The organism is Amycolatopsis sp. WAC 04197, from assembly GCF_003947475.1.
GTDB lineage: Bacteria > Actinomycetota > Actinomycetes > Mycobacteriales > Pseudonocardiaceae > Amycolatopsis > Amycolatopsis japonica.
In genome coordinates, this window is sequence record NZ_QHJK01000002.1 from 1061225 (window position 1) to 1080923 (window position 19699).

The window sequence follows — 19699 nt, forward strand, 5'->3', positions numbered from 1 at the left end:
TTAAGCGATGTCGAGGGCCGTTCCATAGAGTTTGTCGGTTTTGAGGGTGATGTAGAGCCTTCGCTCGCCTTCGGGTGTTGGCGTGACTTCGGAGAGTTCCGCCTTCCCTTCCACGACGGCGAAACTCCAGTGGTCGGCGCTGGAGACGTAGAGGGAGGCGGTCGGGTTGTTGCGCAGCTGCTTGACCTTCAGACGGTCTTCGGTCGTGCTGATCCTGATCTCGCGCGTCTCAGGGTCCCACGCGTAGAGGACGGTGGAGAGATGCGGGCGGCCGTCACGCTTGACGGTCGCGAGGGCGCCGAAGGTGTGTCCGGCGAGGAAGTCGCTGAGGGCCGCGTCGTCGAGGCGGCGGGGAGGTGCGTTCTTGGCCATGCGGTGATCATGGCTGGCACGGCGAGAGCGCGGAAGAAGGCACTTTCTTGTGCCAGAGGGAACACGCTTGTGTCCGTCCTGGTCACGGGACACCGCACTCGCGTGATTGAAGACGTAACTCGCGTGTTTGAGGGCGGAACTCGGAGTTCCGTCTCCAATCACGCGAGTTACGGGTTCAATCACGCGAGCTAGGCGTACATCGCCAGCCAGATCGCGATGTAGTGCGAAACCGCGGCGAGGACCGTGCAGGCGTGGAAGTACTCGTGGTACCCGAAGGTGTCCGGGAAGTGGTTCGGCCACTTCACCGCGTAGAACACCGCCCCCAGCGTGTAGAACAGGCCGCCGACGCAGAGCAGCACGAGCGCCGCGACGCCGGCGTGCGTGGCCAGTTCGGGCAGGACGAAGACGGCGACCCAGCCCAGCGCGATGTAGATCGGCACGCCCAGCCACCGTGGCGCGTTCGGCCACAGCATCTTCAGGGTGACGCCGCCGATCGCGCCGCCCCACACGATCGCGAGCACGATGTACCCGGTCGGCTGGGACATGGCCAGAAGGGTGAACGGCGTGTAGGTGCCGGCGATGAACAGGAAGATCATCGAATGGTCGGCGCGCTTCATCCATTCGTATGCTCGTGGGCTCCACAAGCGACGGTGGTACAGCGCGCTGACGCCGAAGACGCCGAGGACGGTCAGGCCGTAGACCGAAGTGGACAAAGCGGCGATACCAGACACAGTGGACGCCGCGAGGCTGATGAGGGTCGCGGCTCCGGCGACGGCGCCGAAGAAGGACCAGAAATGGATGTGCCCACGCAATCGAGGACGCGTGTCCACCACGGGCGCGGGGCCGGACGGCTGGGGTTCGGTCGCTACGCTCACTCACTCAGGTTACGGCACCGTAGGTTTTTCGCCAGTCTCCGTGGCGCGTCCCACTGGGGCCCGCGGGGTGACTAGTCTCCACTGGCGTGAGTCTTCGGTCCTTCTTGTCAGACGTCGTGTACAGCGCCTACGGCAGGCGCCTGATCCAGCAGGCCAAGGGGCGCCATCCACGCCACATCGCCATCATGCTGGACGGCAACCGCCGCTGGGCGCGCGAAGCGGGCTTCACGGACGTCGCCGACGGCCACCGGGCCGGCGCCAAGAAGATCGCCGACTTCCTGAGTTGGTGCAACGAGGCCGACGTCGAGGTCGTCACCATGTGGCTGCTTTCGACGGACAACCTCGGGCGCGCGGCCGAGGAACTCAGCCCGCTGCTGAAGATCATCACCGACGTCACCGACGAACTCGCCGCGCCGCACACGCCCTGGCGGCTCCGCATCGTGGGAGCCCTTGACTTACTGCCGCCCGAGGTCGCGAAGGCCCTCAGCGCGGCCGCGGAGCGCACTGAAGGGCGCTCGGGGATGGAGGTCAACGTCGCGGTCGGTTACGGAGGGCGTCAGGAGATCGCCGACGCGGTCCGCAAACTCCTGCTCCAGCACGCCGACGAGGGCACCTCGATCCGCGAGCTCGCGAAGATCCTGGACGTCGACCATATTTCCGAACACATGTACACCTCGGGCCAGCCCGATCCGGATCTGATTATCCGCACCTCGGGTGAGCAGCGGCTTTCCGGATTCCTGCTCTGGCAATCGGCGCATTCTGAATTCTGGTTCACCGAAGCTTATTGGCCCGCATTCCGCCGCGTCGATTTTCTCCGCGCGATGCGCGATTACGCGTGGCGGCACCGGCGCTTCGGTTCCTGACCGGTGACATGACGAAGGCCCCGGCGTGCACTCCGGGGCCTTCGACGTCGTCACTGAAGATCAGTGGTGGTGGTGCTCCAGCGAGTGGGCGATCAGCGCCGGGGTGAGCGCGACGCCCGTGTAGGCACCGGCGACCAGCGAAGCGGCACCGTAGCCCAGCGCGCCGCCGCCCTCGATGAACGTGTTGTAGGCGTCGCCGAACGTGGGGTCCGGGGTGCCGGAGGTGTCACCAGTGGCGGCGAACGCGGTCCCGCCGACCATCATGATGCCCGCGGCGACGGCGGAAACGAAACCAGCCTTCTTCAGCACTTCGCACACTCCTTGGTAGAGATATTCAGGGATCGGGGGCACCGAAATCCGGTGGGGGTGTCCCGCAGTGAGAAAATTACTCGCTATTCAGCAGTTGTGACCGTTGCGTAAGCCCATTGTGTGAGCCCGAAAAGGCGCGTTTCACTCGGTCCGGTTCTCTGTCTCGGGCACAAAATGCGACCGGCTACCAAGCGTGGTAGAACCCTCGATCCCATCAGGTGAACGCCCTGCGTCGCGTTAATCCATCCGGGTCGCATCGACGAGCGTCCCTGAATGGAGATCATCACTACGCACCGTGATGGTGACCAGGCGTTGATGTCACGCGACCGACAGTGAGATGACGGTTTGGCGAATCACCGTGGTGGCTGCCTGCGCGATCGGCCGGACGCAGGTACCTTCCGGAAGTGAGGGTTCGCGTCCCATGCGGACTCTCGCGGGAGGCCCTGGTCGTGGCGGTTGTCGACAGGGCGGCACAGCCGCCCAGTGGATGCACGAGGGGGCCGGCACCCGGCCCTCGCGGCCGTGCCGACTGACGTCGGAAGACGTCGGAAGGAGCGGTTAGCCAGGGAGGTGCCCGGCCCAGCGAGTGCGGGCGTGGTGCCACGCCCACGAGGGAGATGCCGTCGTGACTGCGCAGCGTTCACCCCGCAAGGCCTCTGGCCGTTCTTCGACCGGTGCCTCTGGCCCGGAGAAAGCCTCGATCTCGCCCGAATCCCAGCGGTCCACTTACGTGCTCGACACGTCGGTCCTGCTTTCTGACCCCTGGTCGGTGACCCGTTTCGCCGAACACGCGGTCGTGCTCCCGCTGGTCGTCATCAGTGAACTGGAGGCGAAACGTCACCATCCCGAACTGGGGTGGTTCGCGCGCGAAGCGCTTCGCATGCTCGACGACCTGCGTCGTCAGCACGGCAGGCTCGACGCGCCGATCCCGATCGGTGAGCACGGCGGCACCCTGCAGGTGGAGTTGAACCACTCCGATCCCACGGTGCTCCCGGTCGGCTTCCGCACCGACTCCAACGACCACCGCATCCTCGCCTGTGCGCTCAATCTGGCGGCGGAACGCGCGTCGGTCACGCTGGTGACCAAGGACATCCCCCTGCGCGTCAAGGCGGGAGCCGTCGGCCTCGAAGCCGACGAGTACCGCGCGCAGGAGGTGACGCCCTCGGGCTGGACGGGGATGGCGGACGTGGACGTCCCGCAGACCCTCGTCGACGCGCTGTTCAGCGGCTCTTCGGTGGATCCGGCGGAATTCGGGATGCCCGAGGTCGGTGAACTGCCCTGTCACACCGGGTTGAGGCTGCTCGCGGGCAGTTCGAGCGCGTTGGGCCGGGTCACCGCGGACAAGCGGATCCGGCTCGTGCGCGGCGACAAGGAGGCGTTCGGGCTGCACGGCCGCTCGGCCGAACAGCGGGTGGCGCTGGATCTTTTGCTGGACTCCGACGTCGGCATCGTCTCGCTGGGCGGACGGGCCGGGACGGGTAAGTCGGCGCTCGCGCTCTGCGCGGGGCTGGAGTCGGTGATGGAACGCCGCCAGCACCGCAAGGTGGTCGTGTTCCGGCCGGTCTACGCGGTCGGCGGCCAGGAACTGGGCTACCTGCCCGGTTCCGAGAGCGAGAAGATGCAGCCGTGGGCGCAGGCGGTGTTCGACACCCTCGGCGGGCTGGTCAGCCAGGACGTCCTCGACGAGGTCTTCGACCGCGGCATGCTCGAGGTGCTCCCGCTGACCCATATCCGCGGCCGGTCGCTGCACGACACGTTCGTCATCGTCGACGAGGCGCAGTCCTTGGAGCGCAACGTGCTCCTGACCGTGCTTTCGCGGCTGGGCACGGCTTCGCGGGTCGTGCTCACGCATGACGTCGCGCAGCGCGACAACCTGCGGGTCGGCCGGCACGACGGCGTTTCCGCGGTGATCGAGAAGCTCAAGGGGCATCCGCTGTTCGCGCATGTCACGTTGACCCGTTCCGAGCGTTCGCCGATCGCGGCGCTCGTCACCGAGATGCTGGAGGACCACGGCTAGGCACATGTCATGAAAGGGTCGTTCAGGACGTTTTCTGTCCTGAACGACCCTTTCATGACACTCACGACACTGGTTTCGCCCAGGGAAGCGGCCGTCCGTCCACGTCGTCGGTGAGTTCCACGCCGAGCATGGCCGAAAGGGTCGAACCCAGGTCGACGACGTCCAGATCCGGCAGTTTCGCGCCCGGTTCGAAACCGGGACCGCTGGCGAGCAGGAGCCCGTCCGGCCGGTGGTCCCCGGTGCGCCAGTGCTCGTCCGGGCCGTAGACGACGCCGGTCTTGGGCGACCAGACCGTCTCGATCGGCCCGGTGCGGGCCCAGTCGATCAGCAGATCCGGCAACGTGTCGTCGGCTTCCCGGTCGTAGTGGTCGCTCGTGCGGGAAACCTCGCGCACGACGGGTTTCCCCGACGCGACGTTCACCAGTGAGAGCAGGTCTTCGGTCAGCTGCTCGCACACGGCTTCGTACTCGGCGCCGGGCTGGACGACGCCGTGCGGTTCGCGGCCGGCCAGGTTGATCCGCACCCCGCCGAAGACGAAGTTGTTGGGAGACAGATAGAACCGCTGCTTCGACCGCTGTTCGGCGGTCGCCCAGTTCGGCACCGCGGGCAGCGGGGAAGAAGCGAGACGCTTGCGCAGCAAGGGCATCGCGGCCGAAGCGAGCTTCGTCCTCAAAGGACGGGGGAGTGCGGAGTAGGCACGTTTGGCCGTCGTCATCGCGCCGCCGCCCCGCAGTCCTTCGGTCTCGACCGTGTCGAGGAGCCGCAGGATTTCGTGCAGCAGATGACTTCCCTCGTACCGCGATCCCATGCCGTGGCTCAGCAGCACGAAGACCGTGGTGTCCGGTCCGGCCAGCGCGAGATGCTCGCCGATCGCCTCGTCGAGGCCGCGGTAGACCGCGCGGATCGGATCCAGTTCCGCGGCGAGCGCGACGTCGTGGTCGCGGTGGCCCGGGTCGTGCAGATGCCACTGCTGATGGCCGATGCTGTGGGATTCCCCGTACACCGAAAGGAAAAGATCCCAATCGCCCTCGGCGAGCAGCTTCGTCGAGACCTGGGTCTTCTGCCCGATCCCGGCGACGAGGCCGTGGGTCAGCGCGCGTTCCTCGTCCGGCGTGCGGTGCGGGCCCTCGCGGTGGAGATAGTCGTCCGGCGCCCAGTCGCGGACCAGGTCGGGCTCGGCGGTGAGGATGGGAGTGAGCCCGAACTCGGCCTCGATCTCCTTGGCCAATTCCGGTGGCGAGGTGTGGAAGCCGAAATGCCGGTCGTGGCAGGCGTATTCGCTCACCATGGCGCCGTTGATCGGTTTGTCCGCACGGGAATGCGGGACGTCGAGCACGGCGACCCGTTTGCCCGCATCGGAAAGCGTCTCCCAGAACGGGGTGCCCCGGATCTCCAGCGGGCTGGTCAGCCGCCGTTCGTAGGTCTTGGTGTCGACCTCTTCCCAGCAGTGGAACCCGGTCCGCGCGGCGGTGCGCGCGGTGAAGAAGCTGCTCCACAGCGAGCCGACGAACAGGCCGTAGGGATTGTGCGTGGTCGCCGAAGCGCTGGTTTCGAGCAGGCGTGCCAGCGTCGGCACCTCACCCGCGGCGGCGAGTTCGCGGATCGTGGTGGGATCGCACGCATCGAGTGCGACCACGAGGATCTTGGCGGGCTCGGTCATACTCGGTGCTCCGGTCCTGAATGCTTGCGGCGGATGGCGGCGAAATCGTCGTCGTAGGTCGGCCCGTGGGAAAGCCGGTCCCCGGAAGTCGTCGTGTAGTAGCAGGAGATCGCCGGGACGACCAGCGGCGCGCGGTTCGCGGTCAGCGCCAGGAGCAGATCCCAGTCGCCCATCTCGACCAGCGATTCGTCGAACCGGGCCTCTCGAAGACCGGCTCGGTGCGCGACGGCGCCGATGTCGGCGAGATTCTCCCGCTCCAGGGTTTCCCGGTCGTAGCGGCGCAGGAACAACGTCGGCAGCCCGCCGATGTCGTCGATGACGAAACCGCCGTAGGCCGCCGTGATCTCCGGATGCGCGCCGAACGCCCAGCCCAAAGCCTTGAGCCACAAGGGATGCATGGTGTTGTCGTCGTCGAGGTAGGCGACCACGTCGCCGGTGACCTCGGCCAGCCCGGCGTTGCGGGCGGCGCAGACACCGCCGTGCTCGACCCGGATCGAACGGATCCGCGGGTCCTCGAAACCGGCGATCACCTTCGGCGTGGAATCCGAACTGGCGTCGTCGACGATCACCAGTTCCCAGTTCTCGTAACGCTGCGCCAGCACCGAAGCGACGGCGCGCGGCAGCAGCGCGGCCCGGTCGTGCGTGGGCAGGACGATCGAGATCTTCGGTGCGGCAAGGAGTTCGTGCTGATCGATCCAGTGCGTGAACGTGCGGACGTCACGCGCGGCCTCGAGGTCTTCGGTACGGAGGTGCAGGCCTTCGAACGCGGTGTCGTGACCGGCGAGCCAGCCGTCGAGCGCTTCCTGCCGGGCGTCGAGGGCGGCTTGCCGGTCCTCGACGGTGGAGATGCGCGCCTCACCGTCCCGAAGGGCCTTGCCGTGGTCTTCGAGCCAGGCGGTGCGATGCTCCAGCGTGGCGCGCAAGCGCTCGATCTCCGCCGCCTGCTCCGCGAGCGCGGTCCGCAGCTCGGCGATTTCCCCGTTTTCCGCGTGGCGGCGGTCGTCCCTCGCCGCCGCCACGATCCGTCTCAGGCGTCTCACCCGGTGCACCTTAGTGCTTCGGGTGCGCCGAATCACCAGCCCGACGGCAGCGGACGTCCTTCCGCGAAACCGGCGGCGGACTGGATCCCGAGCAGCGCGCGCTCGTGGAACTCCTCCAGCGTACGGGCGCCCGCGTACGTGCAGGCCGAACGGACACCGGAGCCGATCGAGTCGAGGAGGTCCTCGACGCCGGGGCGAGCCGGGTCCAAGGCCATCCGCGACGCCGAAATGCCCTCTTCGAACAGGCCCTTCTTGGCGCGTTCGAAGACGTTGTCGGTACGCGTGCGGGCGCCGACGGCGCGTTTCGACGCCATGCCGAACGATTCCTTGTACGGCTTGCCCTGCTCGTCGTAGCGCAGGTCGCCCGGGGATTCGTGGGTGCCGGCGAACCACGAGCCGACCATCGCGGCCGACGCGCCGGCGGCCAGCGCGAGCGCGACGTCGCGCGGATGCCGCACGCCGCCGTCCGCCCAGACGTGCTTGCCCAGTTCACGGGCCGCGGCCGCGCATTCGGCGACGGCGGAGAACTGCGGGCGTCCGACGCCGGTCATCATCCGGGTCGTGCACATGGCGCCGGGGCCGACACCGACCTTGACGACGTCCGCTCCCGCGTGGATCAGGTCGCGTGTGCCCTCCGCGGTGACCACGTTCCCGGCCACCACCGGCACCTGGGGGTTCACCGACCGGACGGCCTTGAGCGCGGAGATCATCTTCTCCTGGTGGCCGTGCGCGGTGTCGACCACGAGCACGTCGACGCCCGCCGCGAGGACGGCCTCGGCCTTCGCCGCGACGTCGCCGTTCACACCGATCGCGGCGGCGACCCGCAGGTTGCCGCCGTCGTCGACGGCCGGGGTGTAGATCTCCGCGCGCAGTGCCGCGATCTCGGTCAGGACGCCCGCGAGCCTGCCGTTCTCGTCGATGCCGAGCGCGAGGCGGCCGCCGTGGTCGTGCAGCCGCTCGAACACCTCGCGGGGCGGAGTGTCCAGCGGGACCGTGACGACCGCGGGCTCCGCGACGTCGGCAAGCCGTGCGAAGCGGTCTACGCCGGCGCAGGCCGCTTCGTCGACGACGCCGACGGGCTTGCCGTCCTCGTCCACCACGACGACGGCGCCGTGGGCCCGTTTGCCGACCAGGTTCAGCGCGTCGGCCACCGCGTCGCCGCCGGTCAGCACGAGCGGGGTGTCCCACACGGTGTGACGGCTCTTGACCCAGGTGACGATGTCGGCGACCGCGGCCACGTCGACGTCCTGCGGCAGGACGACGAGCCCGCCGCGCCTGGCGACCGTTTCGGCCATCCGGCGGCCCGCGACGGCGGTCATGTTGGCGACCACGATCGGGATCGTCGCGCCGGTTCCGTCCACAGTGGACAGGTCGACGTCGAAGCGGGACTCCACGTCCGACCGGTTCGGCAGGAGGAACACGTCGTCGTAGGTCAGGTCGTGAGCGGGCCGATGCCCGTCGAGAAAGCGCACGAGGCCCCAGGATACCCGCGTGGGACAATGGCGGCATGACGGACCGGGACCGTGACGAAGCCGGACGAGCCCGCAACGCGCGCCCGCGAGACGGTCTCGGCAGGCCGCTCCCGTACGGCGCCGACGGGGTCGAACGGCAGCCCGAGGGCATCGAACGCAGCCCAGAGGACACCATTTCCGAGGCTCAGCGCCTGCTCGACGCGGGCCGTCCGTTCCACGCGCACGAGGTGTTCGAGGACGCGTGGAAATCCACCGACGGCCCGGAGCGGGAGCTGTGGCGCGGTCTCGCGCAGCTCGCCGTCGGCCTGACCCACGCGGCCAGGGGCAACGGCAACGGCGCGGCTTCGCTGCTGGAGCGTGGCGCGGACAACATCGAGCCGTTTCGCGAGGCGGGGCCGCACGGGATCGACATCCCGGGATTGCAGGCTTGGGCGCGGGCGATGGCCGAAGAGGTGAAGGTGCGGGCTCGGGTGGAGCCGGTCGCCCCTCGCCTACTTGGCCAGTAGGGCCGAACCCGAGCGGTACAGCTCGATCAGCAGTGGCCGTAGCTCCAGTCCCGCCGGGGTGAGCCGGTAGCTGGTCCGGCTCGGGAAGCCCGGCAGCTCTTCGCGCACGGCGAGGCGTCGCGTGGTCAGGTCGCCGAGGCGTTCTGTCAGCACCTTCGCGGACAGGTCGGGCAATGCCACGCGTAGGTCGCTGAACGACCGAGGCCCGCCCATCAGTTCCCGCAGCACCAGCGTCGTCCAGCGGCCCGAGATCGCGGCGAGCGCGACCTCGACCGGGCAGTCCGGCTCCGGCCGCCGGGTGCGGCCGCGGGCGTCCGGGACGAGCTCGCCGTCGAAGGTTTCCGTTTGGTGACCTGCTTCGCGGTCGGTTTCGCTGTCCGCATGACGCATTCCCCCAGTGTGCCTTTGACCACCGACCCGGCCGAACATCCCTTCGTCTTCCAAGCCGCCTTCAACACCGGATCCGCCGAAATCCTCGACACGGTCTACGAACCGGACGCCGTGTTCGTCCGCCGGGACGGTGTGCGGGTGAGCGGCGCGGAACGCCGGGCCGCGAACGGCGGGATCCTCGCGCTCGGGCAGCCGATCCAGGTGACGCCGCGCCAGGTGCACGTCGCCGGTGACCTGGCCCTGCTGATCGTCGACTGGAGCATCGAAGGGCACCTCTCCGCGACGGCGACCGATGTCGCGAAGCGTGGCGAGGACGGGCTCTGGCGCTACGTGATCGACAACCCCTTCGGCATCGCCGCGCCTTGAGTACTCGACATACCGCGAGTATGTTACTTCGAGTAGGGATACTGCCCAGTAGGTAACGGCGGGAGAAAGCGCGATGAGCGAGCCCAAGGAACTGCTGGCCGAACCGCTGAAACTGCGATGCGGCGCGACCCTGCCGAACCGGCTGGCCAAGGCCGCGCTCAGCGAGCAGCTCGGCGATCGCCGCAACCGGCCGACCGCCGAACTGGCCGAGCTGTACCGGACGTGGGCTCGCGGCGGTGCCGGGACGCTGATCACCGGCAACGTCATGGTCGAGCCCACCGCGCTCGGCGAACCGCGCAACGTCGCGGTGCCGCGGGAACCGGACGCGACCGAGTTCAAGCCGTGGGCGCGGTCGGTCGACGGGACCGAGACCCGGTTGTGGGCACAGCTCAACCATCCGGGCAGGCAGAGCCCGCGTTTCCTGTCCCGTCAGCCGGTCGCGCCGTCGGCGGTGCCGTTCGGCGACCGCGGCATCCGCTCGGTCTTCGCGACGCCGCGCGCGCTCACCGTCGGCGAGATCGAGGCGATCGTCGATCGGTTCGGGGTGGCCGCGCGGACCGTCGTCGACGCGGGATTCGCCGGCGTCCAGATCCACGGCGCGCACGGCTACCTCGTGTCGCAGTTCCTTTCCCCGCTGACCAACCGGCGCACCGACGGCTGGGGCGGCGACGCGCTCCGGCGGCGCCGCTTCCTGCTCGAAGTCGTCGCCCGCGTGCGCGCCGAGGTCGGCGACGCCGTGCCGATCGCGGTCAAGCTCAACAGCGCGGACTTCCAGCGCGGTGGTTTCAGCGAGGAGGACTCGCTCGAAGTCGTCCGCGAACTGGGTGAAGCGGGCATCGACCTGCTGGAAGTCTCCGGCGGGACCTACGAGAAAGCCGCCATGATGGGCTCGGCCAAGGCGAGCACTCTCAGCCGTGAGGCCTACTTCCTGGACTACGCCGCGAAGGCGCGGCAGGTCACCGACGTCGCGCTGATGGTCACCGGCGGCTTCACCAGCCCGGAGGGTATGGCGGAGGCGCTGCGTTCCGGGGCGTTGGACGTCATCGGCCTCGGCAGGCCGCTGATCGTCGACCCGGCGCTGCCCGGGCGGCTGCTCGACGGCGAGGAGGTGCGTGCCCAGCGCACGGCGCCGAAGACCGGTATCAGGCTGGCCGACAGCCTGCTCGAGATCCAGTGGCACACCCAGCAGATGCACCGGGTGGCCGCCGGGAAACCGGTGGACCGGCGGCTCGGGGCGGTGCGGACGCTAGTACGTGCCGGCGTCGCGGATCCGCTCAACGCTTTCCGCCGGGTCCGGGGCTAGGTAGTCGTCGGGCTCGTCGCGGCGGCTGAACGTGCGGTCGAAGCCGACCGCGGCCGCCGCGAGACCGATGAACAGCACACCGATCAGCACGCAGTTGAAGGCGACACCGCCGTAGCTGTTGATGCCCGGGTCGACGAACGGGTACGGGTAGAACCCGATGATCGCGCCGCGCACCAGCGTGACGGCGAGCCAGGCCAGCGGGTACAGCAGCGACCACCACAGCACCCGCCACGACAGCTGGCCGCGCGGCCCGAACAGCAGCCAGCCCGCGACGCACATCAACGGCGACACCTTGTGCAGCATCGTGTCGGCGAACACCGCCCAGCCGTGCAGTTCGTAGAGATCGGCGAGCGCGACCTGGAAGACGACCCCGGTCACGGTGATGCCGACGAGGCCGGTGAGCCGCAGCACGCCGAACAACGTCGACCGGCCCGCGACGCCGAGCGCGAGCAGCAGGCTGCCGACGCCGACCAGGATGTTCGAGTCGATGGTGAAGAACGCGAGCAGGTTGGCCACCCGGCCGGCCGGGGTGTGGAAGGTGCCGCCGGTGGTGCCCGCGGAGACCGGGATCTGCGCGGCGAGCCCGGCGATCACCACCAGCGCCGTCAGGCCGAACCAGGCACGCGCGATCTTGGAAGCCTGCATTCGCCCACTTTATGGGTGATCGGGTGGCGACGTCCCGTCACCACCGCACGCCGCCACTCGATCGGGGGCGGGACGCCGCCGGGTCTTCCCGCCCATCGGGTCATATCGTGGGCACCGATGGACGTCGAGCGGAGGCCCGGACGCCGCGGCCGGGTCGCGCGGGGTCCGGCGGAGGACAGCGGACCCGTCGCCGGGTTCGCGCGACGGCTGTGGGAACTGAAACGGGCCGCCGGTGACCCTTCCTACGACCGGATGCGTGACGAGTACGGCGCGCTCGCGTCGAAATCGGCGCTTTCGGCCGCGGCCCGCGGGGAGCGGCTGCCCAGCTGGGAAACGTCCTGGGAGTTCGTCCGCGTGCTGGCCGTCGGCGTGCTCGGCGGCGACGAGGACGAGGTCCGCCACGACTGGCGCGGCGAGTGGGAACGCGCGCGGGACGCGCTGACCGCCGGCGCCGTGCCGGAACCCGCGCCCGGGCCCGCGCCGGAGCGGTCACGGCGGACGGCGTTCGTCCTCGCCGGTGCCGTGGCGCTCGTCCTCGTCGCGGCGCTGGTGTTCGTCTTCGCCGTCCCGTTCGGTTCGGAGCCCGCCGCGCCGGCCGGTGACGCGTCGGAATTCGTCGCCGACGTGACCGTGCCCGACGGCAGCGAGGTCGCGGCCGGATCGGTCTTCGTGAAGACCTGGGAGTTCCGCAACGCGGGAACGGTCGGATGGATCGGGCGCTATCTGGTCCGCGCCGGATCGTTCGGGAATCCGGGCGAATGCGTCACGCCCGAACGTGTCCCCGTTCCGCAGACCGCTCCCGGCGAGCATGTCCGCGTCTCCGTCGAGGTGCGCGCGCCCGACCGTCCCGGGCATTGCCAGGTGTACTGGAAGATGGCCGACGAACAGGGCCACATCCTGCTGCCGAACACCCGCGCCGTGTTCTTCTCGGTCCGCGTCATTTGACTTTCCGGGCCGGTGGCCAAAGCGCTGACCTGCGCGGACATTATCCGTTCGGCCATGGCCATTCCGCGGTCGTGAATCGCTTCCGGAGTGGCTTCGGCGGGCTTTAACGTCATCGGCGTCCGGGAATTCCGGACGGGGATTTTCCGAAACACTCTCACATTATTTGCGGAAAGGGAATCCATGCGTCCGTACGTCAAGGTCGCCGCACTGGCCGGGGCCACGCTCACCGTGGCGCTCCTGCCGGTCACCGCCGCACAGGCGGCTCCGGCGCCCGCTTCGGGCAGTGATCCGATCATCACCTGCGAATCCGGCTATCACGGCTGGATGCGCCGGGCCGGGAAGGACGCGATCTGCCTCAAGCCGGGCACGCGCACTTGGGACGTCAAGGTGTTCGAATGCGCCGGGGATCTGACGGTGCATTTCAAGAACGGCGAGAAGGCCTACTGCGGGGGAAACATGAAGATCGGCCTCGACCTGGCCGTCCAGTCCAATGTCGTCAAGACCGTTGTGGGGAACCGATGAAGAAGAAACTGTTCGCCGTCGTCCCGGTCGCGCTGGCCGGCACCCTGCTGATGGCGCCGTCCGCTTCGGCGGCGTCGAAGGTCTGTGAGGGCGGACCGTTGATGGGCGGGAAGACGAAGGTCGTCGAGGTGAGCGCGGGGCAGAGCATCGACATCACCGTGCACAACCACGACTACCGGGGGATGCTCGTCCAGATCATCGACGACGTCTTCGACAAGGGCCTCTGGAGCGGGGCCATCGCGCCGGGCAAGGAGCGCACCGTCAAGCACGGCGTGCTCGGGGAACCGCCGGTGTATCACAAGATCCGCTTCGAGGTGACCTCCAACCTCTCGAACAACTACACCTACAAGATCTCGTCGGACCGCTGCTACTGACGCGTTTCGTCCTCTGGATGCGGTCGTTGCACGCGCAAGGATCGCATCCAGAGGACTAAATGCGGGGAGGGGTCAGGGCTTCAGGAGGCCGCGCACGGTGTCGATGGTGTCGGCGTCCGCGGCCTCCTTGTCCGGCCGGTAGCGCACGACGCGTGCGAAGCGCAGCGCCAGCCCGCCCGGATACCGCGTGCTCACCTGGGCCGCGTCGAGTTCGATTTCGACGACGAGCTCCGGCCGCACGTGGACCACCCAGTCCGTGCGATGGGTCTCGATCTCCTGGAACGTTTTCGTCTGCCAGGCCAGCAGCTCGTCGGTCATGCCCTTGAACGTCTTGCCGACCATGATCGGCGGACCGCCGTCGGGGTCGCGGGCGCCGAGATGCAGATTCGACAGCGTGCCGGTGCGCCTGCCGTGCCCCCATTCCGCGGCGAGCACGATCAGATCGATCGTGTGCACCGGTTTCACCTTGAGCCAGGCGCGGCCCCGGCGCCCCGCCGCGTACGGCGAATTGAGGTCTTTGACCATCACGCCTTCGTGCCCGGCGGCCATCGCCGCTTCCAGCACTCCCTCGGCCGAGGCGGGCCTGACCTCGCCCGGGATGACGTGCTCGCCCGCGACCCGGCGCAGGGCGGCGTTCCGTTCGGAGAGCGGCGCGTCCAGCAGGTCGACGCCGTCGAGGTGCAGGCAGTCGAAGAAGTACGGCCGCAGCAACAGGGCCTTGACCTGCTCCTCGCGGCTGCTGCCGAACCGGCTCATCGTCTCCTGGAACGGCCTGGGCCTGCCGTCGTCCGTCAGCGCGAGGGTCTCGCCGTCGAGCACCACCGACGTGCACGGCAGGGACCGCACCAGGTCCACCAGTTCGCCGACGCTGCCGGTGATCTCCCGCAGGGTCCGCGTGTAGATGTGCACCTCGTCGCCTTCGCGGTGGACCTGGATCCGCGCGCCGTCCATCTTGTACTCGACCAGCGCCTCGGCGTGTTCGGCGGCCGCCTCGTCGAGCGACTCCGCCGGGGAGGCCAGCATCGGACGGATCGGCCTGCCCAGCGCGAGTTTGAACTCGGCCAGCCGCTCGCGGCCGCCCGTCATCGCGGCCAGGCCGGTCACCGGGAGCTGCCCGGACAGCATGAACGCCCGCCGGACGTCCTCGGCCGGGATCCCGGACGCCGCCGCGATGGCGTCCACCATGATCCCTTCGAGCGCGCCCTGCCGGAGCTCGCCGCTGATCAGCCTGAACAGGAACTCCTGCTCTTCCTTGGTCATCTTGACGAGCAGGGCCCGCAGCGTGTCCGCGCGCAGCTTCACCGACCCCGAACCCGACGCCGCCCCCACCGTGTCGAAGGCCGTGTCGACCTCGGACACGGTCAACGACGGCTCGGCGGCCGGGGTCGCGTCCAGCGCGGCCAGCGTCCGCCAACCGGTGCCGATACGGCCCTGGGTCAGCTGCCCGGTGAGGAACGCGATGACCGCGGGGAGCTCCAGTTCGCCCGCGGCGCGCAGGACCGCGGCCAGGGTGGCGATCTTCGCCTTCCTGGACCTCGTGGCGGCCAGTTCGGCCGAAGCGGTCACCACCGCGGTGAGCAACATGGATCCATCATGGACCCGGACACCGACAGTTTCGCGTTCAAGCGTGCGCGGGATCGGTGACCCAGCTGGCGAGCAGGCGCAGCGCGCGGTCGCTGTCGGAACCGGGCTCGGCGGTGTAGATCACCAGGGCCTGGTCGGGATCGTCGGGCAGGCGCAGCGTCTCGTAACGCAGCCGGAGCTCACCCACGATCGGGTTGACCATCACCTTCCACGCGTGCGCCTTCTCGCGCACGGTCTGCTTCGCCCACAGCTTCCGGAAGTCCTCGCTGCCGAGGGAGAGTTCGCCGACCAGCTGGGCGAGGTACGGGTCGTCCGGATACCGCCCGCTCTCGGAGCGCAGGTTCGCGACGATCTCCTTCGCCACGGTTTCCCACTCGGGATGCAGCTCGCGGGCGTGCTCGTCGAGGAAGAACATCTTCGGGATGTTGCGCTCGCCCGCCGGCCGCGAGGCCAGATCGAAGGAGAGCGAGCCGCCCAAAGAATTCCAGGCGAGTACGTCGCCGTAACGACCGAGGACGATCGCCGGGGAGTGGATGGCGTTCAGCATCAGCTGGAGTTCCGGCCGGATCCGCTGAGCCTTCGGCCGCGCGACGCGTTTGCGTTTCGGGGTGGCCAGATTGCGCAGGTAGGTGTCCTCGTCCCGGTGCAGCCGCAGCGCGCGGCTCAGCGAATCGAGGACGGAGTCGGACACGTTGCGTGCCCGGCCCTGCTCCAGGCGCGTGTAGTAGTCGACGCTGATCCCGGCCAGCTGCGCCAGCTCCTCGCGCCGCAGCCCGGCGACCCGCCGCTGGTTGAACCCCGTCGGCAGGCCTAGGTCCGCCGGATCCAGCGCGGCCCTGCGTGCCTTGAGGAATTCGCCCAGTCCGGCCGTCTCGGTCATGTCTTCGAGTATCCCGGATCTCATGGGGTGGTTGCCTGGTCCTGGCAGACCCACCCGGCCGGCCGCTCACCGCCGCCGGAAGTACATGAAGGGGGCCTTCATTGCGCTAGATGCTGTGAAGGGGGCCTTCACGTACTCGGCAAGGTGTGAAGGGTGAGTTTCCTCGGCTGAGCCGAGGGATGGGGGCCTTCACGGACTTTTGGTCCAGTTCGACAACGTCAGTTTGGATCTTCGCTCAGGGCCAAAAACCCGCCATCGTGAAAGGCATGGACAACGACAGAAGAGCCGTGACGATCGGCGTACTGGGGGTGCTGATCGTCGGCGCGTCCGTGCCGGTGACGGGAATGCTCGACGGCTACCCCGTCATCACCGGACAGGCGCTGCGCTACGCGCTGGCGGGAGTGCTCCTGCTGGCGTGGGCGCGGCTGAGCGGGCGCCCGCTGCCGTTGCCGGGCGCCCGCGACCTGCCGTCGCTGATCGCCCTCGCGGCGACCGGGATGATCGGATTCCAGGCGTGCCTGCTGTTCGCGCAGCGCTACGCCGAACCCGGCCTCGTCGCCGCCTTCCTCGGCGGGACACCGCTCGTGCTCGCGCTCGCCGGTCCGCTCGCGAAGGGGAAACGGCCGTCGTGGGCGCCGGTGACCGGAGCGGTACTCGCGGGGCTCGGGATCGCGGTGCTCTCCGGCGGTGGTGCGGCGCGCTGGCAAGGGCTGGTGCTCGCGGCGCTGGCCATGGTGTGCGAAGCGCTCTTCACGCTGCTCGCCGTCGGCGTGCTCGAAAGGCTCGGGCCGTTGGCGACCGCGACCTGGGGGTGTTTCGCCGCGGGCACCGGCGGCGCGGTCGTCGGGACGATCGCCGACCCGTCCGGCGCCTGGGCGTGGCCGGACGGGCGTGAACTGATCGCGCTCGGCTACCTGACGGTCGTCGTCACCGCGATCGCGTTTCTTCTTTGGTACTCGGCGGTTTCCGTGCTCGGCGCGGACCGGGCCGGGGTGCTGGTCGGCCTGATGCCGGTCTCCGGGCTCGCCGTTTCACTCCTGCTGGGAATGCAGGATTTCCGCTTCTCGCAGGTGATCGGGGTGGCGCTCGTTTCGTCAGGCGTCGTGATCGGCCTGCGCCGCCGCCAGTTCGACGAGCCTGGCGCACTTGACGTCGAAATGCTTCACGACGTCGCCGCCGATGACCGCGACCATGACCGCGCGCATCGGCCCGCCGAGGGTGATCTCCTGGACGAACTCCGTCCTACCGTCGACGGCGGTCAGCCGCAGCACGAGATCCATGGCACCGAAGGGAATCGGCTGGCGAAGGGCGATCTCGCGGTCCTGGATCAGGGACGTGATCGTGAACGGCTCGGCGACCCGTGAGTGCACGCGGCCGCGAAAACCGTTCGGGACGAGGAAACCGGTCGTCCCCGTCGCGGCGGGGCCGTGCAGTTCGGCGGCGCTGAGGTCGGGATCCCAGTCCGGCCAACGGCTGAAGTCGGCCAGCAAGGACCAGAGCGCCGACGGCGGAAAGGGAAGGATTTCGCGGGAGATTCTCGTCCAGGTCATACCCGGACGATATATGGAACTGTCAGTCTCGTAAACTGTGGTCATGGCGAGAGGCAGGCCGAGGGAAGAAGGAATCGACGACGCGGTCCGCGAGGCCGTGCGGGCGTTGCTGACCGAAACCGGTTACCAGCGCTGCACGGTCGACGCGGTCGCGGCGCGCGCGGGCGTCGGCAAGGCCGCGGTGTACCGGCGATGGCGGTCGAAGGCGGAACTCGTGTTCGCCGCGGTGATCCATCCGGCCGAACTCGAACCGCCGGCGGACACCGGCTCGCTGCGGGGCGACGTGGCGGCGGTCCTCGAAGTGATCCAGTCCTCTTTGGACGGTGTGGAACTGCGGCAGGCGTTGCCGTCGTTGCTCGCCGACGTCCGGGCGGATCCGGTGCTCGAGGCCCGGTTCGGCGAGGTCTTCCTCGGCCGCGAACGCGGCTATCTGGTCCAGATGCTGGATCGGGCCGTCGCGAGAGGGGAACTCCCACGACGGCCCGATCCGGCTCTCGTGCACGCGATCCTGCTCGGTCCGGTGCTGACCTGGCTGCACCTGTTCACCGAGACACCGCCTTCGGGTGGGCTGGCGGCTTCGCTCGCCTCACCGCTTCACGCGGCTGTGGTCGCTCTCGGTGCTTAGCGGCCTCCGCGCGCCATGCGGAGGACGTCGAGTGCTTCGTCCAGTTGCGCTTCGGTGAGCTTGCCGTTCGCGACGTGACCGCGTTCGATCACGACCTCGCGGATCGTCTTCAGCTCCTTGAGGGCCTGCTTCGCGATGGCCGCGGCCTCTTCGTAGCCGATGTACTTGTTGAGCGGCGTCACGATCGACGGCGACCCCTCGGCGTACTCGCGCGCGCGGTCGTCGTTCACCGTGACGCCCGCGAACACCTTGTCCGCCAGCAGCCGCGAGACGGCGGCGAGCAGCCGCGCCGATTCGAGCACGTTGCGCGCGATCACCGGCAGGTTCACGTTGAGCTGGAAGTTGCCCGCCGCGCCCGCGAAGGCGACCGCCGCGTCGTTCCCGATCACCTGGGCGACCACCTGCAGCGTCGCCTCCGGGATCACCGGGTTCACCTTGCCCGGCATGATCGACGAACCCGGCTGCAGATCCGGCAGCGCCAGTTCGGCGAGCCCGGTGCGCGGGCCGGATCCCAGCCAGCGCAGGTCGTTCGCGATCTTGTTCAGCGACACCGCGACCGTGCGCAGATGCCCGGACGTCTCGACGACGCTGTCCTGCGTCGCCTGCGCCTCGAAGTGGTCTCGCGCCTCGGTCAGCGGAAGGCCGGTCACCGAAGCGAGTTCCTGCGAAACGGCCGCGCCGAAGCCCTCGGGCGCGTTCAGCCCGGAACCGACCGCGGTCCCGCCGATCGGCAGTTCGCCGAGCCGCGGCAGACCCGACTTCAGCCGCTCGACCCCGAACCGGACCTGCGACGCCCACGCGCCGGCTTCCTGGCCGAAGGTGATCGGCACGGCGTCCATCAGGTGGGTGCGACCGGACTTCACGATGTCCGCCCATTCGGTCGCCCGCGTCTCGATGGCGGTCGCCAGGTACTCCAGAGCGGGGATCACATCGGAGAGCACTGCTTCCGTCGCGGCGACGTGGATCGTCGTCGGGAAGGTGTCGTTCGACGACTGCGAAGCGTTGACGTGGTCGTTCGGGTGCACGTCGCGGCCGAGCGCCTTCGACGCGAGCGTCGCGATGACCTCGTTGGCGTTCATGTTCGACGAGGTCCCGGAACCGGTCTGGAACACGTCGATCGGGAAGTGCGCGTCGTGCTCGCCCTCGGCGACCTCGTCGGCGGCCTTCGCGATGGCCTCGGCGACCTCGGCGTCCAGCACGCCGAGCCGCGCGTTGACCCGCGCCGCGGCGGCCTTCAGCAGGCCGAGCGCGCGGATCTGGGCGCGCTCCAGGCCACGGCCGGAGATCGGGAAGTTCTCGACGGCGCGCTGCGTCTGCGCGCGGTAGAGGGCGTCGACGGGGACGCGCACCTCGCCCATGGTGTCGTGTTCGATCCGGTATTCCTGTTCAGCCATACCCCAA

Annotated in this window: 21 protein-coding genes and 1 pseudogene; 10 read left to right on the plus strand and 12 right to left on the minus strand. The window is 69.0% G+C overall.

Annotation, left to right across the window (positions count from 1 at the left end; genetic code table 11):
- Both DMC64_RS12385 and DMC64_RS12390 read right to left on the minus strand, forming a co-directional pair.
- Complete coding sequence (locus DMC64_RS12385) at nt 1–372, minus strand: pyridoxamine 5'-phosphate oxidase family protein (RefSeq protein WP_125733572.1); 372 nt, start codon at nt 370–372, stop codon at nt 1–3.
- A 188-nt stretch (nt 373–560) separates the two neighbouring features.
- Nucleotides 561–1247 carry a hemolysin III family protein gene (locus tag DMC64_RS12390; protein ID WP_369797418.1) on the minus strand — a complete coding sequence of 229 codons (687 nt, stop codon included), beginning with the start codon at nt 1245–1247 and terminating at the stop codon, nt 561–563.
- Nucleotides 1248–1333: 86 nt separating this feature from the next.
- Here DMC64_RS12390 and DMC64_RS12395 point away from each other — a divergent pair, with 86 nt between their 5' ends.
- Nucleotides 1334–2110: an isoprenyl transferase gene (locus DMC64_RS12395; protein ID WP_037306485.1), complete on the plus strand. Its 777-nt coding sequence runs from the start codon at nt 1334–1336 to the stop codon at nt 2108–2110.
- Nucleotides 2111–2170: 60 nt separating this feature from the next.
- Here the strand turns inward: DMC64_RS12395 and DMC64_RS12400 are convergent, their stop codons facing one another.
- Nucleotides 2171–2419: a hypothetical protein gene (locus DMC64_RS12400; RefSeq protein ID WP_037340855.1), complete on the minus strand. Its 249-nt coding sequence runs from the start codon at nt 2417–2419 to the stop codon at nt 2171–2173.
- A 730-nt stretch (nt 2420–3149) separates the two neighbouring features.
- On the opposite strand from DMC64_RS12400, the gene DMC64_RS12405 reads away from it, so the two are divergent.
- Complete coding sequence (locus DMC64_RS12405) at nt 3150–4436, plus strand: PhoH family protein (protein WP_016337181.1); 1287 nt, start codon at nt 3150–3152, stop codon at nt 4434–4436.
- A 61-nt stretch (nt 4437–4497) separates the two neighbouring features.
- Here DMC64_RS12405 and DMC64_RS12410 read toward each other — a convergent pair whose 3' ends face one another.
- Genes DMC64_RS12410 through DMC64_RS12420 form a run of 3 tightly spaced genes read right to left on the minus strand, consistent with a single transcriptional unit; the run spans nt 4498 to nt 8608 of the window.
- The gene (locus DMC64_RS12410; RefSeq protein ID WP_125733573.1) at nt 4498–6096 is read right to left on the minus strand and encodes an alkaline phosphatase family protein; all 1599 of its coding nucleotides are present in this window, start codon (nt 6094–6096) and stop codon (nt 4498–4500) included.
- A complete protein-coding gene (locus DMC64_RS12415; protein ID WP_125733574.1) occupies nt 6093–7136 on the minus strand; it encodes a glycosyltransferase family A protein in 1044 nt (347 codons plus the stop codon). Before DMC64_RS12415 ends, DMC64_RS12410 begins: the two co-directional genes overlap by 4 nt.
- A 32-nt stretch (nt 7137–7168) precedes the next feature.
- Complete coding sequence (locus DMC64_RS12420; protein WP_037340859.1) at nt 7169–8608, minus strand: GuaB1 family IMP dehydrogenase-related protein; 1440 nt, start codon at nt 8606–8608, stop codon at nt 7169–7171.
- Between the two features lie 35 nt (nt 8609–8643).
- On the opposite strand from DMC64_RS12420, the gene DMC64_RS12425 reads away from it, so the two are divergent.
- Nucleotides 8644–9114 carry a DUF309 domain-containing protein gene (locus DMC64_RS12425; RefSeq protein WP_037340862.1) on the plus strand — a complete coding sequence of 157 codons (471 nt, stop codon included), beginning with the start codon at nt 8644–8646 and terminating at the stop codon, nt 9112–9114.
- Here DMC64_RS12425 and DMC64_RS12430 read toward each other — a convergent pair.
- On the minus strand, nt 9100–9504 hold the full coding sequence (locus tag DMC64_RS12430) for a helix-turn-helix domain-containing protein (RefSeq protein WP_125733575.1): 405 nt from the start codon (nt 9502–9504) through the stop codon (nt 9100–9102). The genes DMC64_RS12425 and DMC64_RS12430 overlap by 15 nt on opposite strands.
- On the opposite strand from DMC64_RS12430, the gene DMC64_RS12435 reads away from it, so the two are divergent.
- On the plus strand, nt 9496–9870 hold the full coding sequence (locus DMC64_RS12435) for a DUF4440 domain-containing protein (RefSeq protein ID WP_233629630.1): 375 nt from the start codon (nt 9496–9498) through the stop codon (nt 9868–9870). The two genes, DMC64_RS12430 and DMC64_RS12435, sit on opposite strands and share 9 nt — an antisense overlap.
- Before the next feature lie 73 nt (nt 9871–9943).
- Nucleotides 9944–11173, plus strand: a complete 1230-nt coding sequence (locus tag DMC64_RS12440; protein WP_125733577.1) for an NADH:flavin oxidoreductase/NADH oxidase family protein — start codon at nt 9944–9946, stop codon at nt 11171–11173.
- On the opposite strand, the gene DMC64_RS12445 is transcribed toward DMC64_RS12440, so the two are convergent.
- Nucleotides 11117–11818, minus strand: a complete 702-nt coding sequence (locus DMC64_RS12445; RefSeq protein ID WP_043848380.1) for a Pr6Pr family membrane protein — start codon at nt 11816–11818, stop codon at nt 11117–11119. The genes DMC64_RS12440 and DMC64_RS12445 overlap by 57 nt on opposite strands.
- 117 nt (nt 11819–11935) lie before the next feature.
- On the opposite strand from DMC64_RS12445, the gene DMC64_RS12450 reads away from it, so the two are divergent.
- From DMC64_RS12450 to DMC64_RS12460, 3 genes are all read left to right on the plus strand, one after another.
- Entirely contained in the window at nt 11936–12763 is an 828-nt protein-coding gene (locus tag DMC64_RS12450) for an NBR1-Ig-like domain-containing protein (RefSeq protein ID WP_125733578.1), read from the plus strand.
- A 180-nt stretch (nt 12764–12943) separates the two neighbouring features.
- Nucleotides 12944–13285, plus strand: a complete 342-nt coding sequence (locus DMC64_RS12455; RefSeq protein ID WP_093936600.1) for a hypothetical protein — start codon at nt 12944–12946, stop codon at nt 13283–13285.
- Nucleotides 13282–13659: a hypothetical protein gene (locus tag DMC64_RS12460; protein WP_037340871.1), complete on the plus strand. Its 378-nt coding sequence runs from the start codon at nt 13282–13284 to the stop codon at nt 13657–13659. Before DMC64_RS12455 ends, DMC64_RS12460 begins: the two co-directional genes overlap by 4 nt.
- A gap of 72 nt (nt 13660–13731) precedes the next feature.
- Here the strand turns inward: DMC64_RS12460 and DMC64_RS12465 are convergent, their stop codons facing one another.
- Both DMC64_RS12465 and DMC64_RS12470 read right to left on the minus strand, forming a co-directional pair.
- Complete coding sequence (locus DMC64_RS12465) at nt 13732–15243, minus strand: ATP-dependent DNA ligase (RefSeq protein WP_125733579.1); 1512 nt, start codon at nt 15241–15243, stop codon at nt 13732–13734.
- A 37-nt stretch (nt 15244–15280) separates the two neighbouring features.
- On the minus strand, nt 15281–16123 hold the full coding sequence (locus tag DMC64_RS12470) for a helix-turn-helix domain-containing protein (RefSeq protein WP_125733580.1): 843 nt from the start codon (nt 16121–16123) through the stop codon (nt 15281–15283).
- 266 nt (nt 16124–16389) lie between these two features.
- Here DMC64_RS12470 and DMC64_RS12475 point away from each other — a divergent pair.
- Nucleotides 16390–17220: pseudogene (locus DMC64_RS12475) on the plus strand (DMT family transporter); the annotation flags it as partial.
- Here DMC64_RS12475 and DMC64_RS43660 read toward each other — a convergent pair.
- The gene (locus DMC64_RS43660) at nt 17218–17718 is read right to left on the minus strand and encodes an SRPBCC family protein (protein ID WP_125733581.1); all 501 of its coding nucleotides are present in this window, start codon (nt 17716–17718) and stop codon (nt 17218–17220) included. The pseudogene DMC64_RS12475 and the gene DMC64_RS43660 sit on opposite strands and share 3 nt — an antisense overlap.
- Between DMC64_RS43660 and DMC64_RS12485 the strand changes: the two genes are divergently transcribed.
- Nucleotides 17717–18298, plus strand: coding sequence for a TetR/AcrR family transcriptional regulator (locus tag DMC64_RS12485; protein WP_125733582.1), 582 nt, complete (start codon nt 17717–17719; stop codon nt 18296–18298). The genes DMC64_RS43660 and DMC64_RS12485 overlap by 2 nt on opposite strands.
- Here the strand turns inward: DMC64_RS12485 and DMC64_RS12490 are convergent.
- A complete protein-coding gene (locus DMC64_RS12490) occupies nt 18295–19692 on the minus strand; it encodes a class II fumarate hydratase (protein WP_125733583.1) in 1398 nt (465 codons plus the stop codon). The two genes, DMC64_RS12485 and DMC64_RS12490, sit on opposite strands and share 4 nt — an antisense overlap.
- Nucleotides 19693–19699: the final 7 nt, after the last annotated feature.

What these genes read in the sequence shown, in the direction of transcription:
- DMC64_RS12385 (WP_125733572.1), bottom strand. Translation starts at nt 372, where the DNA reads ATGGCCAAGAACGCACCTCCCCGCCGCCTCGACGACGCGGCCCTCAGC.
- DMC64_RS12410 (WP_125733573.1), bottom strand. Translation starts at nt 6,096, where the DNA reads ATGACCGAGCCCGCCAAGATCCTCGTGGTCGCACTCGATGCGTGCGAT.
- DMC64_RS12425 (WP_037340862.1), top strand. Translation starts at nt 8,644, where the DNA reads ATGACGGACCGGGACCGTGACGAAGCCGGACGAGCCCGCAACGCGCGC.
- DMC64_RS12435 (WP_233629630.1), top strand. Translation starts at nt 9,496, where the DNA reads ATGACGCATTCCCCCAGTGTGCCTTTGACCACCGACCCGGCCGAACAT.
- DMC64_RS12430 (WP_125733575.1), bottom strand. Translation starts at nt 9,504, where the DNA reads ATGCGTCATGCGGACAGCGAAACCGACCGCGAAGCAGGTCACCAAACG.
- DMC64_RS12440 (WP_125733577.1), top strand. Translation starts at nt 9,944, where the DNA reads ATGAGCGAGCCCAAGGAACTGCTGGCCGAACCGCTGAAACTGCGATGC.
- DMC64_RS12445 (WP_043848380.1), bottom strand. Translation starts at nt 11,818, where the DNA reads ATGCAGGCTTCCAAGATCGCGCGTGCCTGGTTCGGCCTGACGGCGCTG.
- DMC64_RS12450 (WP_125733578.1), top strand. Translation starts at nt 11,936, where the DNA reads ATGGACGTCGAGCGGAGGCCCGGACGCCGCGGCCGGGTCGCGCGGGGT.
- DMC64_RS12455 (WP_093936600.1), top strand. Translation starts at nt 12,944, where the DNA reads ATGCGTCCGTACGTCAAGGTCGCCGCACTGGCCGGGGCCACGCTCACC.
- DMC64_RS12460 (WP_037340871.1), top strand. Translation starts at nt 13,282, where the DNA reads ATGAAGAAGAAACTGTTCGCCGTCGTCCCGGTCGCGCTGGCCGGCACC.
- DMC64_RS12465 (WP_125733579.1), bottom strand. Translation starts at nt 15,243, where the DNA reads ATGTTGCTCACCGCGGTGGTGACCGCTTCGGCCGAACTGGCCGCCACG.
- DMC64_RS12470 (WP_125733580.1), bottom strand. Translation starts at nt 16,123, where the DNA reads ATGACCGAGACGGCCGGACTGGGCGAATTCCTCAAGGCACGCAGGGCC.
- DMC64_RS12485 (WP_125733582.1), top strand. Translation starts at nt 17,717, where the DNA reads ATGGCGAGAGGCAGGCCGAGGGAAGAAGGAATCGACGACGCGGTCCGC.
- DMC64_RS43660 (WP_125733581.1), bottom strand. Translation starts at nt 17,718, where the DNA reads ATGACCACAGTTTACGAGACTGACAGTTCCATATATCGTCCGGGTATG.
- DMC64_RS12490 (WP_125733583.1), bottom strand. Translation starts at nt 19,692, where the DNA reads ATGGCTGAACAGGAATACCGGATCGAACACGACACCATGGGCGAGGTG.